Annotated in this window: 14 protein-coding genes; 4 read left to right on the top strand and 10 right to left on the bottom strand. The window is 72.9% G+C overall.

Features of this window, described 5'->3' with window-relative positions:
• Positions 1-158: 158 nt before the first annotated feature.
• Positions 159-2648 (top strand): ATP-binding protein, encoded by a 2490-nt coding sequence (locus ACIBTU_RS38775; RefSeq protein ID WP_399131488.1) that lies wholly within the window; start codon positions 159-161, stop codon positions 2646-2648.
• A gap of 127 nt (positions 2649-2775) precedes the next feature.
• On the opposite strand, the gene nucS is transcribed toward ACIBTU_RS38775, so the two are convergent.
• Positions 2776-3447: an endonuclease NucS gene (gene nucS / locus ACIBTU_RS38770; protein WP_399131487.1), complete on the bottom strand. Its 672-nt coding sequence runs from the start codon at positions 3445-3447 to the stop codon at positions 2776-2778.
• A 288-nt stretch (positions 3448-3735) separates the two neighbouring features.
• Between nucS and ACIBTU_RS38765 the strand changes: the two genes are divergently transcribed.
• Complete coding sequence (locus tag ACIBTU_RS38765) at positions 3736-4128, top strand: SCO5389 family protein (RefSeq protein WP_399131486.1); 393 nt, start codon at positions 3736-3738, stop codon at positions 4126-4128.
• Between the two features lie 128 nt (positions 4129-4256).
• Here the strand turns inward: ACIBTU_RS38765 and ACIBTU_RS38760 are convergent, their stop codons facing one another.
• The gene (locus tag ACIBTU_RS38760) at positions 4257-5291 is read right to left on the bottom strand and encodes an LLM class flavin-dependent oxidoreductase (protein ID WP_399131485.1); all 1035 of its coding nucleotides are present in this window, start codon (positions 5289-5291) and stop codon (positions 4257-4259) included.
• A gap of 237 nt (positions 5292-5528) precedes the next feature.
• Here ACIBTU_RS38760 and ACIBTU_RS38755 point away from each other — a divergent pair, with 237 nt between their 5' ends.
• A complete protein-coding gene (locus ACIBTU_RS38755) occupies positions 5529-5855 on the top strand; it encodes an ATP/GTP-binding protein (RefSeq protein WP_399131484.1) in 327 nt (108 codons plus the stop codon).
• 17 nt (positions 5856-5872) lie between these two features.
• Here ACIBTU_RS38755 and ACIBTU_RS38750 read toward each other — a convergent pair whose 3' ends face one another.
• From ACIBTU_RS38750 to ACIBTU_RS38740, 3 genes are all read right to left on the bottom strand, one after another.
• Complete coding sequence (locus tag ACIBTU_RS38750) at positions 5873-6742, bottom strand: ABC transporter permease (protein ID WP_399131483.1); 870 nt, start codon at positions 6740-6742, stop codon at positions 5873-5875.
• On the bottom strand, positions 6739-7908 hold the full coding sequence (locus ACIBTU_RS38745; RefSeq protein WP_399131482.1) for an ABC transporter ATP-binding protein: 1170 nt from the start codon (positions 7906-7908) through the stop codon (positions 6739-6741). Before ACIBTU_RS38745 ends, ACIBTU_RS38750 begins: the two co-directional genes overlap by 4 nt.
• Positions 7909-8034: 126 nt before the next feature.
• On the bottom strand, positions 8035-8937 hold the full coding sequence (locus ACIBTU_RS38740; RefSeq protein WP_399131480.1) for a hypothetical protein: 903 nt from the start codon (positions 8935-8937) through the stop codon (positions 8035-8037).
• 274 nt (positions 8938-9211) lie between these two features.
• Here ACIBTU_RS38740 and ACIBTU_RS38735 point away from each other — a divergent pair, with 274 nt between their 5' ends.
• Positions 9212-10108 (top strand): hypothetical protein, encoded by an 897-nt coding sequence (locus tag ACIBTU_RS38735; RefSeq protein ID WP_399131479.1) that lies wholly within the window; start codon positions 9212-9214, stop codon positions 10106-10108.
• Here ACIBTU_RS38735 and ACIBTU_RS38730 read toward each other — a convergent pair.
• The 5 genes from ACIBTU_RS38730 to mce form a co-directional block, all read right to left on the bottom strand.
• Positions 10089-10853 (bottom strand): ABC transporter permease subunit, encoded by a 765-nt coding sequence (locus ACIBTU_RS38730; RefSeq protein WP_399131477.1) that lies wholly within the window; start codon positions 10851-10853, stop codon positions 10089-10091. The two genes, ACIBTU_RS38735 and ACIBTU_RS38730, sit on opposite strands and share 20 nt — an antisense overlap.
• A gap of 1 nt (position 10854) precedes the next feature.
• Positions 10855-11898, bottom strand: a complete 1044-nt coding sequence (locus ACIBTU_RS38725) for an ABC transporter ATP-binding protein (protein WP_399131476.1) — start codon at positions 11896-11898, stop codon at positions 10855-10857.
• A 73-nt stretch (positions 11899-11971) separates the two neighbouring features.
• The gene (locus ACIBTU_RS38720; protein WP_399131475.1) at positions 11972-12907 is read right to left on the bottom strand and encodes a cellulose-binding protein; all 936 of its coding nucleotides are present in this window, start codon (positions 12905-12907) and stop codon (positions 11972-11974) included.
• 185 nt (positions 12908-13092) lie between these two features.
• Positions 13093-17076, bottom strand: a complete 3984-nt coding sequence (gene scy, locus ACIBTU_RS38715; RefSeq protein WP_399131474.1) for a polarized growth protein Scy — start codon at positions 17074-17076, stop codon at positions 13093-13095.
• 232 nt (positions 17077-17308) lie between these two features.
• The gene (gene mce, locus ACIBTU_RS38710) at positions 17309-17749 is read right to left on the bottom strand and encodes a methylmalonyl-CoA epimerase (protein WP_188336826.1); all 441 of its coding nucleotides are present in this window, start codon (positions 17747-17749) and stop codon (positions 17309-17311) included.
• Positions 17750-17833: the final 84 nt, after the last annotated feature.

Raw genomic sequence — 17833 nt, 5'->3', positions numbered from 1 at the left:
CACGGCACCCCGCGTGTTCGTAGATACTGTGCCAAGGTCTAGGGTTCGGTCGCCCGCGGTACGAAACCCGCCGCGCGGGCACCGGACCAGAAGCGACAGCGCAGTGTGCACAGGCCGGGAGGGGCAGCGGCACACCACGCTTTTGGGGGGCTTTGACCATGGACCCGATGAACCGGGGACCGGAAGATTTCGGCCAGGACCGGCACGACGGCGACACACCCGGCCGCGGGGGTCGATCACGGCCACCGCGCGACCCGGTCACGGCCGACTTCGGCCAGCCCGCACCCGCGCTCGCCCGCACGGTGCAACTGGTCTCCGGGGACTTCCTGCTGACCGTCAACCCCGTCGACGGCAGCGAGATCGAACCCTGCCCGCCCGGCGAACGCCCGGGCCGGCCCGTCAAGCGAGACGCCGCCGCGCGTGCCGAGCTGACCCGTGCCGCCCGCCCGCCGCTGCCGCCGGGCCCCGCGCTGCCCCGGCTCCCGCTCCTGGAGCGCCAGGAGGTCCGCGAGCGCCTCGTCCAGCTGCTCGCCCGCGGCCGCTCCGTGCGCCTGACCGGACCCTCCGGCTCGGGCCGCACCGCGCTGCTCGACCAGCTCGCCGACGACTGCCTCGACCTGGCGCCCGACGGCGTCATCCGGCTCTCCGGCCACCGCCGCTCCGCCACCGACCTCCTGTACGACCTCTTCGGCGCCGTCCACGACGCGCCGCTGCACCGCCCCGACCGCACGCTCCTGCTCGAACTCGTCCACGACATAGGCGCCGTCGTCCTCCTGGACGACCTCGAGTTCGGCGGCGCCGCGCTCGACGAGCTCCTCGAAGCCACGCCCGAGTGCGCCTTCCTGCTCGCCGCCACGCCCGACGTCGCCGCCCCGACCGCCGACTCCCACGTCGAGGAGGTCGCCCTCGAAGGCCTCGGCCGCGGCGGCAGCCTGGAGCTCCTGGAGCGCGCCGTCGGCCGCGTGCTCACCGACGAGGAGACCCAGTGGGCCGGCGACCTGTGGTTCGAGTCCGAGGGACTCCCGCTGCGTTTCGCCCAGGCCGGAGCCCTGCTCCGCCAGCGTGACCGGCTGCGCACCGCATCGAGCGCCTTCGACGACCTCAGCGTCTTCGACGGCCCCGCCGCGCCCGCCACTCCCGCCGACGCCCCCTCGGACGCGCCGTTCGACAGCGCGGGCGGGTCCGACGTGCCGCTGCCCTCGCTCGCCGAGGGCGCCGCGCCCGCCGCGCTGCTCGCCTCCCGGCTGAGCGCCTCGGCCCGCGACACCCTGCGCTTCGCCGTCCTGCTCGGCGGCGAGATCCCGCACCAGGCGCACCTGCCCGCGCTCGTCGGCGACACGCACGCCGACGCCGCCCTCGCCGAGCTCGTCTCCAGCGCCCTCGTCACCTCCGTCGGCGGCCACTACCGGCTCGCGTCCGGCGTCGCCACCCAGCTGGAGGGCGTGGGCTACGGCGACGACAGCGCCGAGCGCGCCCGCACCGCCGCCCTGCACTACGCCTGGTGGGCCGGACACCCCTCCGTCGGGCCCGAGCGGGTCGCCGCCGAGAGCGACGCCGTACTGGCCGCGCTCGGCGCCCTGCTGCCCCACACGACCCCGCCTGCCGAGGGGGAGACCAGCCCGGCCGTGGAGCTGGCCCGCGCCGCCGCGCCCGCGTTCGCCGCCGGGCTCGCCTGGAGCGCCTGGGAGCGCGCCCTGCGGTCCGGCCAGGAGGCGACCCGGCTGGCCGGGGACGTCGCCGAAGAGGCCTACTTCCACCACGAGTTGGGCATCCTCGCGCTGCTCGGCGGACAGCTCGACCGGGCCCGCGCCGAGCTGGAGGCCTCCATCGGGCTGCGCGGCGCCCTCGCCGACAAGCGCGGCACGATAGCGGGCCGGCGCGCGCTCGCCCTGGTCGCGGACCGCTCCGGCGGCGTGCTGCCCGGCGGCCGCACCGCCGCGGGCGAGGAGGTCCCCGCCGCGCTGCACGAGGAGTCCGCCTCGCCGCCCGGCGGGGTCCCCTCGGCCTCCGCCCTCTACGCCGCCACGCCGCCGCGCGAGCCGGAGACGCTGGTGAGCCGTCAGGCCGCCGTGCCGCCCGCTCCCTTCGCCGCCGGCGACCGGGCGCCCACCCGCAAGTCCATCGTCAGCGGAACGCGGCGCAACCTCGTCGCGGCCGGGGCGGGGGCGCTGCTCGTCGCCGTGCTCGGCACCGTCGTCACGCTCGGCGCCACGTCCAGCAACGAACCGCCCTCCGACAGCGTCGGCACCCGTCCGACGGCCTCCGTGGACGACGGGGGAGACGGGCTCGTCACGGACCCGGTGGATCCCGCCGCCACCGGGGACGGGTCCTCGGTGCGGCCCGGCGACACCGGCGCCTCCGGCTCTCCCACGCCCTCGGACACGGCCAGTGGTTCGCCCTCCGGGGAGCCGAGCGAGTCCGCGTCGTCGGACGCCCCCTCCCAGTCGCCCACGAAGTCCCCGACGAAGAAGCCCACCACCAAGCCGCCGACGACCACGAGGCCGCCGACGACCAAGCCGCCGACGTCCTCGGCTCCGCCGACCACTCCGCCGCCCTCGACCACGCCTCCGGCGACGGAGACCGGTACTCCACCGGAGTCGGAGTCGGCTTCCGTCGCCTCCGGCTCCGGCTCCGCGGAAGCCCCGTAGGCGCGCGGCCGGCCGGCCGGCTGCAGAAAAGCCGCAGACGCTTCCGCTCGGTACATGAGCGGAAGCGTCTGCGGCTTTTGTCGTGCGGTGCTCAGAACAACCGGAACGCTCAGAACAACCGGAACGCTCAGAACAGTCGGAGCTTGTCGTCCTCGATGCCGCGCAGGGCGTTGTAGTCGAGGACGGCGCAGCCGATGCCGCGGTCGGTCGCGAGGACACGGGCCTGCGGCTTGATCTCCTGGGCGGCGAAGATGCCGCGGACCGGCGCCAGGTGCGGGTCCCGGTTCAAGAGCTCGAGGTAGCGGGTGAGTTGCTCGACCCCGTCGATCTCACCACGCCGCTTGATCTCGACCGCCACGGTCTGCCCGTCGGCGTCCCGGCACAGGATGTCGACCGGACCGATCGCCGTCATGTACTCGCGCCGGATCAGCGAGTAGCCCTCGCCGAGCGTGTCGATGCGGTCGGCGAGCAGCTCCTGGAGGTGCGCTTCCACGCCGTCCTTGATGAGACCCGGGTCCACACCCAGCTCGTGCGAGGAGTCGTGGAGGATCTCCTCCATCGTGATGATCAGTTTCTCGCCCGCTTTGTTGATGACGGTCCACGTGCCCTCGTCGTCGCCGCTGCCCTCCTTCAGGGTGCACGGCGGGGACATCCAGTTGAGGGGCTTGTAGGCCCGGTCGTCCGCGTGGATGGAGACACTGCCGTCCGCCTTCACGAGGATCAGGCGGGGTGCCGACGGGAGATGGGCGGTGAGCCGGCCCGCGTAGTCCACGGAGCAACGGGCGATGACGAGACGCATGGTCGGCAACGCTACTCGACCCGGACCGGTCCGCGCACTTCGCCCGGGGACGCCCCCTGCGCCCCTTCACGGTCCACCCCATTTATTCCGGTAGCCGCCTGTTCGGCAATGGCCGGTTGTGTACGAACCGTACGCGCTACGCCCTGTTGTCGTCCGGTTGCGTTGCTTACCGTAGAAGCAGGAGGTCGCGACGCGTGCACGCTGCGTGTTCGCGATGCTGTGCGTGCCGCGGTCTCCAGGCCTGTCCGTCAACCCCCGCCATCCCGTGGGGGTGCGAGAGGAGAACCCATGTCGCTCGACGTCTCACCGGCCCTGTTGGAACAGGCCGAGCGAGGCGAGGTCGACGAAGCCGACTTCGTCGACTGCGTCCGGACCTCCCTGCCTTACGCCTGGGAGATGATCAGCTCCCTGGTGGCCCAGCTGAAGGTCGACGGCGGCCCCTTCGCCGACAACCAGACGCCGCCGCCGGACGAGCAGGCACGTGGCCAGCTGCTGCGTGCGCTCGCGAGCGACGCGATACGCGGCGCCCTGCAGCGGCACTTCGGTGTGCGCCTCGCGTTCCAGAACTGCCACCGGGTCGCGGTCTTCCCGCAGGACCCCGCGGTGGATCAGACGCTGGCCCGCTTCACCTCGGCCCGCAACCAGCTGCTCAACCAGTCGCCCGAGCTGCGCGACTGCTGACAGCCGGGGCCGATCTCCGTTTGCCGCCCCGTACCCGGGAGGTGCATCTGTACCGGGCGGCAAGCACCACCGCCGTATCAGCCTGCCCCGAGCCGCTTCCTGCCCGACCCGAGGGACCACCCGGCCGGTCAGTCGAGCTGCACCAGCACCTCGGCTCCCAGGCGTCGTACGTTCTCCTCCGTCGCCGCGAGATCGCCGGATCCCTCGACCAGCAGCGCGAAGCGCGAGATGCCCGTCCGCTCGGACGTGGCGGCCAGCCGGTCCGCGCACAGCTGCGGCGTGCCCACGGGGTGCAGCCCGCACAGCAACTCCGTGTATGCGTGCGGGTCACGCATCGCGCGCGCCCGTCCGTCCACCGTCACATGCGCGTCCAGGCCTTGTTTCAGCCAACCCGGCATCGCCTTCAGGAGCGTCTCCACGGCCTCCCGGCGGGTGTCACCGACCTGGGCGACACCGGCCGCCACATGAGGCGCCGTGAGGATCTCCTCGGCGTCGCGGCCGGCCTCCCGGGCGCAGCGCCGCCACAGGGCGACCATCTCCGCCTTGTCCTCGTCCCCGATGTGCATGCCGAGCAGCATCGGCAGGCCCCGCTCGGCCGCGAGCCGCACCGTCTTCGGCGAGGTGCAGGCCACCACGACCTCGGGCCCGGCGGGCGCCGTCCCCTCGATCGCCTCCGCGGGGCGCGGCACGACGGCGACCTCACGGAAGCCGAACCGCTCGCCCCCGCCCGCCACATGGGACTCGCTCAGCCAGCGCAGCAGCAGATCGAGGGACTCCGGGAAGCCCGACTCGTACGCCTCGAGACCACTGCCGAACACCTCCAGGTCCACCCACGGCCCGCCGCGCCCGACGCCCAGCGAGAAGCGCCCGCCGGAGGTCAGGTGCAGCAGCGCAGCCTGCTCGCCCAGGGCCACCGGATGGACCGTCGGCAGCACGCTCACGGCGGTGCCGACGCGCAGCGTCCGGGTGCGGCCGAGCAGCAGCGCGGCCAGCGTGATCGCCGACGGGCACGTCCCGTACGGCACGAAATGGTGCTCCGCGAGCCACACGGAGTCCAGGCCGGCCTCCTCGGCGACCTCGGCCGACCGCACCGCCCGGTGCAGCGCCTCCCCCTGCCCCTGGCCCGGGAACTGGGCGGCCAGTACAAACGTTCCTACGCGCATCGCACTCCTGCCTTCCTTCGTGCCGACGCGGGCACTCCCCCTAAGGGCAATAACGGGTGGCAAGTGCCAAGGACACGGCTGGGCATGAAGATTGGCGGATTTTCCCAAGATCCCCCCGAACGGGCCCCGGCCGTGACGAGGGTGACGACCGTCGGGTACCCGCGCCGCGCCGGGCTACGCTGGACGGGACCCCTGCCCCTTGGGTCCTGCCCGGACCCCGCACCCGTGAGGTGAGCCGTGTCCCCGCGTCGCAACCGCCCCAAGATCGGCGGCCCGTCCGGCAGCAGCGAGGACGAGGGGAGGCGGTACGGCGGGTTCCAGTCCACCGAGAGCTGGCAGGGCGAGGAGTGGAACGTGCGGCACGTCGCGGGCGCCAGCGCCGCCGGCAAGACGTACCGCTGCCCCGGCTGCGACCAGGAGATCGCCTCGGGCGTCGCGCACGTCGTGGCCTGGCCCGAGTACGGGGGAGTGGACGACCGGCGGCACTGGCACAAGGCGTGCTGGAACGCGAAGGACCGCCGCACCACGAAGGTGCAGCGGTCCCGTAACGCGCCCCGCCACTGAGGGCGGGCGGAAGCCCGTTACACGTCCCGGCTGTTGAGCGAGAGGAACGCGCCGCCGAGCGCGATGCCCGTCACCACGAGCATGAACCACAGCGGGTCCCAGCCGGTCGGGCCGCTGCCGCCGGCCACCGAGTCGCCGTAGAGCACCACGAGCTGGCTGGGCACCGAGTACTCGAGCAGCGCCTGCTGCACGTCCTTCAGCGACTGGGCGAACATGAACATCGCGAGGACCAGCGGCAGCAGCACCAGGCCGATCATGATCGTGATCGCGCCCGCCGAGTGCCGCACCAGCGTGCCGACCGCGAGGCCGAGCAGACCGAGCAGCGCCACGAACAGGCCGACGCCGACGGTCGCCTTGAACCATGCGGAGCCGCTCGGCGAGTCCGCGCCGACGATGCCCACCTGGAGCGCGCCGACCAGCGCCGCGACCACCGTCGTCAGCGTGAAGACCAGCGCGAAGAACACGATCGCCTTCGCGGCCAGCACCCGGCTGCGGCTGGAGCAGGCTGTCATCGTCGTACGGATCATGCCCGTGCCGTACTCCGACGCGATGGTCAGGACGCCGAGCGTGATGACGCAGATCGTGCCGAGCAGCGCGCCGAAGAAGCCGAGGCCCAGCACGTCGTCCGCGCTGGTCTCCACCGTGTCGGCGGCCGCGACGACGGCCGCGGAGGCGAGACCGAGGCCGACCATCAGCAGGATCATCACGCCGAGCGTCCACATCGTGGAGCGCACCGAGCGGATCTTCGTCCACTCCGAGAGCAGCGCGTCGCCCAGATGCGCGCGGCGCACCGGGATCGGCGAGGCGTACGAGGCACCGGCCAGCTGCCAGTCGGGCGTCGCCTGGGGCTGCTGCGGGGCGGCGTAGGGCTGGGGCGGCGTGCTCATCGGGCGTCCTTGTCCATGGTCGGGGCGGCGGCGGGCGGCGCCGCGGGCGGCTGGGGCAGCGGCTGAGCCTGCGGCTGGGCCTGCGCCGGGGCCGCGTACGGGTTCTGCTGCGCGGGCTGCTGCTGCGGAGCCTGCTCCTGGGGCGGCGGCGGGGCGTACCAGCCGGGCTGGCCCTGGCCCGCGACCGGCATCTGCTGCGGCGCCATCACGCCCGGCGCCGGCGGCTGCTGCAGCCCGGCCCGCTGGTCCACCGTGGAGCGGTAGTCGACGGCGCCCTGCGTCATCCGCATGTACGCCTCCTCCAGCGAGGCCTGGTGCGGCGACAGCTCCCACAGCCGGACGTCCGACGCGTGCGCCAGGTCGCTGATCCGCGGCAGCGGCAGCCCGGTCACCCGCAGCGCCCCGTCCTGCTCGGGCAGCACCTGCCCGCCGGCCTCGGTCAGCGCGGTGGACAGCTTCTCGCGCTGCTGCGGCTCGGTGTCGGGGGTGCGGACCCGGGCGAAGCCCGCCGAGTTGTGCGCGATGAAGTCCCGCACGCTCATGTCGGCGAGCAGCTGCCCGCGCCCGATGACGATCAGGTGCTCGGCGGTCAGTGCCATCTCGCTCATCAGGTGCGAGGAGACGAAGACCGTACGGCCCTCGGCGGCGAGCGACTTCATCAGGTTCCTGACCCAGAGGATGCCCTCGGGGTCCAGGCCGTTGACCGGCTCGTCGAAGAGGAGCACCTGCGGGTCGCCGAGCAGCGCGGCCGCGATGCCGAGCCGCTGGCCCATGCCGAGCGAGAAGCCCTTGGAGCGGCGCTTGGCGACGTCCTGCAGACCGACGACCCCGAGCACCTCGTCGACCCGGCGGGCGGGGATACCGGCGAGCTGCGCCAGGCACAGCAGGTGGTTCCGTGCGGCCCGGCCGCCGTGCATGGCCTTCGCGTCGAGCAGCGCACCGACCTGGCGCGGCGCGTTCGGCAGCCTGTTGTACGGGTAGCCGCCGATCGTCACCTGACCCGAGGTGGGCTGGTCGAGACCCAGGATCATGCGCATCGTCGTCGACTTGCCCGACCCGTTGGGTCCGAGGAAGCCCGTGACGGTTCCCGGCCGCACCTGGAAGGAAAGGTTGTACACGGCCGTCTTCGCGCCGTAGCGCTTCGTCAGGCCGACTGCCTCGATCATTCTCCGCACCCATCGGAAGTTCTGAACGGTTCGACAAGGTTCAGGACGTCGGGGCACACGCCCCCGTAAGGGTTAGGAGGGTAGTCGAGAGCTGACGGTTCCAGCCAAGAGAAAGTAAAGGCCTCCTCAGCCCTGCGGCGGCAGCGATCCGCCCACCGGCGGCAGCTCGTCGTACAGGCGCGGACGCGGAGCGTCGTCGAGGTACGGCAGGAACTCGGTCTGGGGCAGCACCCAGCCCTCCTCGCCGAAGATCCGCGTCCCGTGCTCGCGCACCGCCGCGTCGGCCCCGGCGGTCGCCACCCAGCTCTCCGCGTCGGGCCCGAGCAGCTCCGCGAGCCGGGGCGAGTCCTTCAGGAGCGCCGCGAGCAGCTCGGCCTGGTCGCCGCCGCCCGGCCGCGGCCGCCCGGTCAGCGGGTCGGCGAGCACCCCGTGGGCGCTGAAGTAGATGTACGCGCCGCCGAGCCGCTCCCCGGACGGCATCGTCATCTCGAACGCGTCGCCCGGCAGTATCGCCCGCCGGTAGTCGGGGAACTCGGTGTCGTCGACCGCCTTGAGCTGCGTCGCGTCCAGCCAGGTCACCACCAGCTGCGTCGTCGCCTCCCGGTCCACGTACGGGGTGCCCGCGACATAGCCGGCCGGGCTGATGTGCCCCGAGCAGCCGACCGCGACCCCCCGCACCCGCACCGGCACCATCGGCACCTGCGCCGGGATGCCGAGCCGGGTCAGCTTGTACGTGACCTGGCCGGGGGACGCGTTCGAGCCGACGGCGATCACCGGGTGGCGGCGGCCCGTGACGGCCTGCCCGCGGTCGACCAGGGCCTCGTCGAGCCGGCGCTGCGCCGCGGCCTCCTGGGCGCGCTCCTCCACGTACCACTCGCCGAGCCGCAGGGGTCGCACGTCGAGCTCGAGCAGCTCGTCGCCGGTGAGCAGGGAGGGGGCGGTGATCGGCCGCCCGGGGTAGAGCAGGGGCTCCTGGGCGGGTACCCCGTCCAGTCCGAGCGCCGCCAGGCTTCGGTCCTCAGTCCTCACGATGACGCCCTTCGGGATGGTCAGGGGGTGCGGGGACAGCTTTCCACGGGAACAGGTACCCGCGCGGGGCCTTCCGTGTGCCTTCCGCGTCCCACGGATCGCCCGGCACCAGGCGGAAGATTCCGTTCCGGCCCTAGAATTTCCGTCAAGTGGCTGTGTGGCAGGGGGAGTTGGGGCGATGAGGGGTTGGCGGCGAGGCCGGCGGAGTCATCCCCGGTACCGGACGTCCGTTCGCGGGTGGATCGCCGGGCGGTCGGTCGTCTCCCTGATCCTGATGACTCTGGCCGGGCTGAGCGGCCTGGCCGCCGTCATCGCGGTGCTGTGGACGCTCACCGAGCACTCGCCGCGGTCGATGGCCGAACGGTTCGGGGACCAGGAGGCGCTGCTCGACCTCGGTCTGTCCGCGCTGCGGGCCTGCGTCGGCACGGACTCCCTGAGCCCCGAGCCGCGCTCCACCGCCCATCAGATCCTGGCCACCGTCGCCTCCGTGACCGGGGCGCTCGCCCCGGCCGTGCTCCTCGGCTTCGTCCTGATCAAGATCTTCGCCCTGCGGCCCTTCGTCTGGCGGCGCCGGGCCTCCGTCTCGCACGCCTGGACCGCCGACTTCCCCGGCTACTCCCGCGACCACGCGCGCAGCGAGGACGCGGTCATCGCGGTCCGCTTCTACAACCGCTTCGACAACCTCTCCGTCGTCGACCTGCACGCCCGCGCCCATCTGCGCTACCTGGAGCGCTCGCCCCACGACGGCAGCCTCGTCATCTACAAGAAGTGGCTGAAGGTCCTCGACGAGAAGGGCGAGCCGGCCGACGAGCGCTCCTGGCTGGCCGTGGAGCGCGGGGCGCCGTTCACCGTGTGGATACCGGTCGACGCGCCGGTGACCGCGCTGCCGTTCACCCGCATCCAGGGCAAGGACCTGTCGAGCTCCACCGGCGTGGAGCTGATGGTGCGGCTCACCGCGCGCACGGTCGGGCTGGGGACGGAGGTGGCCGACGAGCGCTGGTTCAAGGTCGGGCCCGAGGACTTCGAGCTGGGCCGCTTCGTGCCGCTGGAGCCCGAGACCGGCCGGGACGTGTGGCAGTGGTCGGGCTGGCGGGGCTTCGACGCGCTGCTGCCGCCGGAGCCCGGACCGGCCCCCGACCCGGATCCCGCGGTCAGGCGTCCCGCTTCTTGAGCAGGAGGTAGCCCGCGAGGAGGGCCGCCGCCACCCAGCCCAGCAGGATCGCGAGCCCGCCCCACGGGCCGTAGGGGGCGTCGTCCCGCGCGACCACCTGCATGATCTTCTGGCCCGCCTGGTCGGGGAAGTACTGGCCGACCTTCTTCGTCGCGGAGACGCCGCCGAGGATCGGGGAGACGAGGAACAGGAACGGCATCAGGATGCCGAGCGACAGCATGGGGGAGCGGAGCATCGTGGCGACGCCCATCGAGAACATGCCCATCAGCGTCATGTAGAGGGCCGCGCCGAGCACCGCGCGCAGCACGTTCGGCTCGCCCAGGTCCGTGCTGTGGTCGCCGAGCATCGCCTGGCCGAGGAAGAACGCGGCGAAGCTCGTGATCAGCGAGACGACGAGCGCGAGCAGCGTCGCGACCGCCACCTTGGCGAACAGGAAGGTGCCGCGCTGCGGGACGGCGGCCAGCGAGGTGCGGATCATGCCGCTGCTGTACTCGCTCGCCACGACGAGGACTCCGAAGACCACCATCGCCAGCTGGCCGAGCGTCAGGCCCGCGAACGAGACGAAGGTGGGGTCGAAGGTGAGCCGGTCCTTGGCGGACATGTTGGAGAACTCGTTGTTCGACAGGGCGCTGATCAGCATGCCGAGGCCGACCGACACGATCACCGCGAGGCTGAGCGTGAGGGCCGTCGAGTTCACCGACTTGATCTTGGTCCACTCCGACCGGAGGACCTGGGACGCGGCCATCTCAGGCCCCCTTCCTGTCGGTGCCCTGCTGCCAGGAGGCGCCCCAGCCGCCGGGCTGCGGCCCGGACTGCGCGGACTGCGCGGACTGCGCCTCGGCAGGCTCCAGGCCGGCGTCCTCCGGCGGCAGGTGCCCGGTGGCGTCCGAGTGCGCGTGGTACTCGACGGACTCGGCCGTGAGCCGCATGAACGCCTCCTCCAGGGACGCCTGCTGCGGGCTCAGCTCGTGCAGCGTCAGATGATGGCTCGCGGCCAGCTCGCCGAGCTCCTCGGGCGCGTGCCCGTCCACCTCCAGCGTGCCGCCGCCGGCTTCGACGACGGTGACCCCGGCCTCGTGCAGCACGTCGAGCAGCCGCTTGTGCTGCGGGGAGCGCAGACGGACGTACGAGCGTGAGTTCTGCCGGATGAACTCGGCCATGGAGGTGTCGGCGAGCAGCCGGCCCTGGCCGATGACCACGAGGTGGTCGGCGGTCAGCGCCATCTCGCTCATCAGGTGCGAGGAGACGAAGACGGTGCGGCCGGCCGCCGCGAGGGACTTCATCAGGTTCCGGATCCAGTGGATGCCCTCGGGGTCCAGCCCGTTGACCGGCTCGTCGAACATCAGGATCTTCGGGTCGCCGAGCAGCGCCGCCGCGATGCCGAGCCGCTGGCCCATGCCGAGCGAGAACCCCTTGGCCTTCTTCCTCGCCACCGAGGTGAGGCCGACCGTCTCCAGGACCTCGCCGACGCGGCCGCGCGGGATGCCGTTGGACTGCGCCAGGCACAGCAGGTGGTTGTAGGCGCTGCGGCCGCCGTGCATCGCCTTGGCGTCCAGGAGCGCGCCGATGGCGGTGAGCGGGTCCTTCAGCTGGGCGTAGCGCCTGCCGTCGATGCGGACGGTGCCGGCCGTCGGGTTGTCCAGGCCCAGCATCATGCGCATGGTGGTGGACTTGCCCGCGCCGTTCGGCCCGAGGAAGCCGGTCACGATGCCGGGCCTGACGGTGAAGGTCAGACGGTCGACGGCGGTCTTGTCGCCGTACCGCTTGGTCAGCCCCTCGAGCTCGATCATGCGACCACGCTAAAACGCCCAAAAGCCCCCCGCCACCTCTATGGGGGCGGGGGGCTTCACGGGGTGGTACGAACTACCGGGACTGCTGCGCCGGAACCCCACGCGAGATGGGCTCGTCCTCGACGGGCGCACCCGCGGCGGCGACGGCCGCACCGGTGAGCGTCGCCAGCATCTCGCGCACGTTCGTCAGCTGCGCGTTGATCGAGTCGCGGCGGTTGGTCAGCGCGGCCAGCTCCCGCTCCGATTCCGAACGGATCCGGTCGGCCTTGGCGTTCGCGTCGGCCACGATGTCCTCGGCCTGGCGCTGGGCCGTCTCCACCGTCTGGCGGGCGCGGCGCTCGGCGTCCGTACGCAGCTTCTCCGCCTCCAGGCGGAGCTGCTCGGCGCGGTGCTCGATCTCGGCGAGACGCTTCTCGGCCTTGGCCTGACGGGAGGCCAGGTCGCGCTCGGACTGCTCGCGGCGCTTGGCCAGGTTCGTCTCGAAGTCCGCGGCGGCCTGGGCGGCCTTGGCGCGGGTCTCCTCGAAGAGGGCGTCCGCCTCCTCGCGCTTGGACTGAGCGTCCTTCTGCGCCTCGGTGCGCAGCGAGGACGCCTCGCCCTTCGCCTTCTCGACGATCCGAACGCCCTCGTCCTCCGCCTTGGACTTGCGCTCGGCGGCGAACGACTCCGCATCGTTGCGCACCTGCTGGGCCGCCGACTCGGCGAGCTCACGGTGCTGCTCGGCGGCCCGGCGGGCCTCCTCGCGCAGGTCCTTGGCCTCCTCCTCGGCAAGGCGGAGGATCTTCTCGACGCGGGCGCCGAGGCCGGCGTACGACGGCTCCGCGTCGTTCACCTGCGCCTGGGCGTTCTGCGTCTCGAGGTGGAGCTCCTCGATGCGCTTTTCCAGAGCAGTGATGCGGGCAAGAGCGCTGTCACGGTCGGAGACGAGCTTGGAAATACGTTCGTCCACCTGCGCGCGGTCGTACCCACGCCGCACAAGCTCGAAGCCGTAGGGGGAAGTGTCGCTCATGGGGTTCCTGTCAAATGAGACCGGTGTGAGGTGATAGAGGGAATCCTAGGGGTCCAAGCGGCGTGTCATCGAGCAGATGCCCGTTTGATCTGGAGAATGACACCCCTTTTGGGTGGCGTACCGGCGGACGGCTTGCGAGAACGAGGGCCAAAGGTCCTTGTCATGCATGACAGTTGGCCCTCTGGCTAGCCCTCGGAGCCCTTGCCACTCGAACGTGTGGCCCCGGCCGCCGCGCCCGCCTTGACGCCACCGTCCTTGCCCGAGCCGGACGGCGCCTCAAAACTCTCCAACGCTTCGAGCACGTCCTGGACACGCGAAATCTCGGCATTGATGTCCTCGCGACGCCGCACCAGCACGTCCAGCTCGCGCTGACCCTTTTCGATCATGGAAGCGGCCTCGGCCTCCGCATCGCTCCTGATCTTTTCCGCCTCGCGCGTGAGCTCGGCCTTTTTCGTCTCGGCTTCCTTGAGCAGGCCTTCGGCCTTCTTCACCGCCGCGATACGGACCTTGCCGGCCTCCGAATTCGCGTCGTTCAGCAGGTCCTTGGCCTTGGTCTGTGCCTCCGACAACTGCTCCTCGGCGGCCTTGACCAGGGCGTCGCACCGCTCGCCCGCGTTCTTCATCGCCTCCGCCGACTCGCGGCGGGCCCGGTCGTGCAGATCCTCGATCTCCGCGGTGATGCGGTCGCGCAGCTCCTCGGCCCGCTCCCGGATCTGCGTCGCGTCCCGGCGCGCGCCGACGAGCAGCTCGTCCGCGTCCGTACGGGACTTCTCCACCAGCGAGTTGCCCTCGACGGTGGCCTCGGAGACCAGCCGCTCCGCCTCGTTGCGCGCCGCGCCCACCATCGTGTCCGCCTGCGCCTCGGCGTCGGCCGTCGTCTTCTGCGCCGACTCCCGCGCCTCACGGGTCAGCTTGTCGGCCTCGGCCGCGGACTCCGTGATGAGCTTGTCGACCTGCTCCGCCGCCTCCGTACGCCGCTTGCCCGCGTCCTTGCGCGCCTCGTCTAGGGTGCGCTCGGCCTCCTCGCGGGCCGCCGTCGTGATGCGCTCGGCCTCGGCCGCCGCGTCCGCCTTGACCCGCTCGGACTCGGTGCGGATCCGCTCGGCGTGCTGCTGCGCGGAGCCGACCGTCTCGGCGGCCTCGGCCCGCAGCCGCTCCGCGTCCCCGGTCGCGTCCGCGATCAGCTTCTCCGCCTTGGCCACGGCCTCGGTACGGACCCGCTCGGCCTCGTCCCGCGTCTCACGCGTCAACTGCTCGGCGGCCGACGTCGATTCGGTGCGCAGCCGCTCGGCCTCCGCCGTGGCGTCGCCGACCAGCGTCTCGGCGAGCGCCGTGGACTCGGCGCGGACCCGCTCCGCCTCCGCGTTCGTCTCCGTCGTCAGGCGCTCCGCCTCGGCGCGCGCCTCCGTGATGAGGGAGTCCGCCTGCGTGGCCGCGTCGGACCGGATCCGGTTGGCGTCCTCGCGGGCCTCGGCGCGGGTGCGCGAGGCGTCCTGGTCGGCGGCCGTCCGCAGGTCCGAGACCTCGGTACGGACCCGCTGGGCGTGCTCCGCAGCGTCCGTACGGAGCCGCTCGGACTCCTCCAGCGCCTCCGAGACGGTGTGCTCCGCGAGGGACTTGGCGGCGTCCGACTCCGCGGTGGCCTCGGCCCGCGTCCGGTTCGCGTCCTCGGTGGCGCGCTCGCGCTCCGCGTACGCGTCCGCCCGGACCCGGTCGGCCTCCTCCTGCGCCTCGTGCCGCGTCCGCTCCGCGGCGTGCTCCGCCGCCGAACGCAGCCCGGCGATCTCCTCCTGCGCCTGCTCCTGGAGGCCCGCCACCGAGTCCCGTACCTGCTGGGCGGTCTGCTCGGCGGCCGAGACCAGCTCGGTCGCGCGGCTGTCCGCCTCCTCGACGAGCCGGGTCGCCTCGGTCTGCGCCTCCTCGACGCGGGCCCGCGCCACCGCGAGCAGTTCCTCGCTCTGCTCGCGGGCGCGCTCACGCTCCTGGTCGGCCTCCTCGCGGGCGCTGCCGAGCGTCTCCTCGGCCTCGCGCCGGCGCCGGGCCGCCTCCTCCTGGGCGGCGGCCAGCGTCTCGGCGGCCTCCGTGGCGAGCCGCTCGGCGGCCGTGCGCGCCTCCGAGCGCACCCGGTCCGCGGTGTCCTGCGCCTCCGTCTTGAGCCGCTCCGCCTCCGCGCCCGCCTCGGACCGCAGCCGGATCGCGACCGTCTCCGCCTCGGCACGGCTCGCGGCGGCGTCCGCCGCGGCCTCCGTGCGCAGCCGCTCGGCCTCCGTCTCGGCCTGGGCCTGCAGCGCCCGGACCCGCTCGGCGGCCTCGGCGCGCAGCCGGTCCGCCTCGTCGGACGCCTCGCGCCGCAGCCGCTCGGACTCGGCGCGCGCGTCCGTCAGCGTCGTCTCCGACGCCGTCAGCCGCTCCTCGGCCTCCGTGTGCAGGCGGGTCAGCTCGCGGGCCGCCTCCTCCTGCCGCGCCGCCAGGGCGCGCTCGGTCTCGTCCTTGAGGGACTGCGCGGCGCGCTCGGCCTCCGCGCGGGTCTCCTCGGCCCGCTCCTCGGCCTCCGCGCGGTGCCGCTCGGCCTCGGCGCGGGTGCGCTCGAGCGTCTCCTCGGCCTGCTTGCGCAGGGAGGTGGCCCGCTCGATCGCCTCGGTGCGGACCCGCTCGCTCTCGGTCGTCGCCGCCGACCGCAGCTCGTCCGCGTCGGCCTTCGCCTTGGCGAGCAGCTCCTCGGCGGTCCTGGCCGCCTCCTCGATCTGCTGGACGGCCTCGCGGCGGGCCTCGGCCCGGATCCGCTCGCCCTCCTCGACGGCCTCGGCCCGCAGCTGCTCGGCCTCGCCGCGCAGCCGGCGCGCCTCCTCCTGCAGCTCGACCGTCTTGGCCCGGTACTCCTCGGTGTCGTCCTTGGCGGCGCCCTTGAGCTGCTCGGCCAGGTCGTGCGCCTCGGCGCGCAGCCGGTCGGCCTCCGCCTCGGCCTCCGAGCGGATCCGCTCGGCCTCCTCGGCGGCGCCCCGGGTCGTCGACTGGGCTTCCTCGGACGCCTTGTTCAGCACGTCCTCGGCGGTACGGGCGGCCTTCGCGAGCTCGCCCGCGGTCTCCTCCGCGGTGACCGTACGGGCCTTCTCCTTGGCCTCCGCGATCACCTTCTCGGCCTCGGCGCGGGCGTCGGCGACGGCCTGCTCGGCCTCCGCCTTGGTGGCCTCGGCGTCCTTGGTGGCCTCCTGGACCAGGCGGGCGACCTGCTCCTTGGCGGTCCGGGTGCGCTGCTCGTTGGTCGACTCGGCGCTCGCGAGCTGCTTGGCGGCGGCCTCCTTGGCCTCGCCGACCACCTTCTCGGCCTCGGTACGGGCCTCCCGCAGAGCCGTTTCCGCTTCCGACATGCGCTGCTCGGCGGCCCGGCTCAGCTCGCCGGCCTGGCGCCGCGCGGCGTCCGACTCGGCGGTCGTCGACGAACGCAGCTGCTCCGCGTGGTCGGTGGCCTCCTGGGCCTGCGTCGACGCCGCGTTCAGCAGGCGCTCGGCGTCCTGGCGGGCGCGGGCCAGCAGGGCCTGCGCCTCGGTGCGGGCCGACTCGGCCTCGGCGGTCAGCCGCTCGCGGGCCTCGGCGGCGACCCGCTCGGCCTCCGCGCGGGCGGCGGCCAGCGCCTGGTCGGCCTCGGCGCGCGACTCGTCGAGCAGCCGGCGGGCCTGCGCCTCGGTGCGGGCGCGCAACTGCTCGGCCCACTGCACGTTCTCGTTGACATGGTTCTCGACCGTGCGGCGGCGCTCGGCCAGCTCCTGGTCCAGCTGCTGGCGCCGGTTGACCGCCTCGGTGTGCAGCTCGGACTGGAGCCGGGACTGCTGCTCGGCGTGCTCCTGCAGGATCCGCTGCGTCTGCGCGCGGGCCTCCCGCAGCTCGCGCTCGGCGTCGGAGCGCAGCTGGTCGGCCTGGATCTGGGCGTTACGAAGGAGCTGCTCGGCCTGATAGCCGATGTCCGCCCCGTCGTAGGCAGGCCGGGTCGCGAGGCTGCGGCGCGCCTCGTGCAGCTTGGCGCGCAGCACCTCCACCTGATAGCCGAGGTCCTCGGCGTGCTGGACGGCCTTCTCCCGCTCGGTCTCCAGCCGCTTCATCTCGGCCTCGAACCGCGAGAGATGGTCGGTCTCAGCCGGCCGCCGGCCGTCCTGGCTCTCGTAGCCCCGCACTGCGCGGTCCCATCCGTCCCCTGGTCGCAAGTCTTGCCTTACGAGCCCCGGCCGTACGCCGAACGGGGCCCCCGGGGAATGGTGTCAGATCGAACAGGGCGGCGCTGTCGGACCTCGGCTCTGGCTGCCCGACCACTCCGACCACGTCCCCCGATACCCGGACCCCGGCCCACGACTGTCCTGTTGCGTGCGACAGCCGCCCCCCAACCCTACCGGCCCGAGTATGTGGAGGTCAGTGCTCCGCCGACTCCTGCGGTGCGGCGGTGACGAGTTCGGTCAGAACGCCGTGGCAGTCCTTGGGGTGCAGGAACGTGATCCGCGACCCCATGGAGCCGATCCGGGGCTCGTCGTAGAGCACCCGCACGCCCTTGCCGCGGATGGCCTCGGAGTCCCCGTCGACGTCCGCGGTGCCGAACGCGATGTGGTGCACGCCCTCACCGTTCTTGGCCAGCCACTTGCCCACCGCGGAGTCCTCGCGGGTCGGCTCCAGGAGCTGCAGGTAGGAGGCGCCGCCGTCGTCGGTGGCGTTGATCTTGAGCATGGCCTCACGCACGCCCTGCTCCTCGTTGACCTCGGAGTGGAACACCTCGAAGCCGTACGTGGCACGGTAGAACTCAACAGTCTTGTCGAGGTCGAAACAGGCGATCCCGATGTGGTCGATTCGCGTCAGCATGCTTCCAGTGCAGCGCGCCCCACGGTGGTCACGCAACGTGCGCGCGATCACACCGTCGCTCCGATGACGTGCGGGGTACCGCTC

This window comes from Streptomyces sp. NPDC050145, from assembly GCF_044460245.1.
Classification (GTDB): Bacteria; Actinomycetota; Actinomycetes; order Streptomycetales; family Streptomycetaceae; genus Streptomyces.
The sequence above is the reverse complement of the archived record's forward strand: the minus strand, read 5'-3'. Positions and strand labels throughout refer to the sequence as shown.

What these genes read in the sequence shown, in the direction of transcription:
- ACIBTU_RS38760 (WP_399131485.1), bottom strand. Translation starts at nt 5,291, where the DNA reads ATGCGCGTAGGAACGTTTGTACTGGCCGCCCAGTTCCCGGGCCAGGGG.
- mce (WP_188336826.1), bottom strand. Translation starts at nt 17,749, where the DNA reads ATGCTGACGCGAATCGACCACATCGGGATCGCCTGTTTCGACCTCGAC.
- ACIBTU_RS38750 (WP_399131483.1), bottom strand. Translation starts at nt 6,742, where the DNA reads ATGAGCACGCCGCCCCAGCCCTACGCCGCCCCGCAGCAGCCCCAGGCG.
- ACIBTU_RS38725 (WP_399131476.1), bottom strand. Translation starts at nt 11,898, where the DNA reads ATGATCGAGCTCGAGGGGCTGACCAAGCGGTACGGCGACAAGACCGCC.
- nucS (WP_399131487.1), bottom strand. Translation starts at nt 3,447, where the DNA reads ATGCGTCTCGTCATCGCCCGTTGCTCCGTGGACTACGCGGGCCGGCTC.
- ACIBTU_RS38765 (WP_399131486.1), top strand. Translation starts at nt 3,736, where the DNA reads ATGTCGCTCGACGTCTCACCGGCCCTGTTGGAACAGGCCGAGCGAGGC.
- ACIBTU_RS38775 (WP_399131488.1), top strand. Translation starts at nt 159, where the DNA reads ATGGACCCGATGAACCGGGGACCGGAAGATTTCGGCCAGGACCGGCAC.
- ACIBTU_RS38745 (WP_399131482.1), bottom strand. Translation starts at nt 7,908, where the DNA reads ATGATCGAGGCAGTCGGCCTGACGAAGCGCTACGGCGCGAAGACGGCC.
- ACIBTU_RS38730 (WP_399131477.1), bottom strand. Translation starts at nt 10,853, where the DNA reads ATGGCCGCGTCCCAGGTCCTCCGGTCGGAGTGGACCAAGATCAAGTCG.
- ACIBTU_RS38720 (WP_399131475.1), bottom strand. Translation starts at nt 12,907, where the DNA reads ATGAGCGACACTTCCCCCTACGGCTTCGAGCTTGTGCGGCGTGGGTAC.
- ACIBTU_RS38735 (WP_399131479.1), top strand. Translation starts at nt 9,212, where the DNA reads ATGACTCTGGCCGGGCTGAGCGGCCTGGCCGCCGTCATCGCGGTGCTG.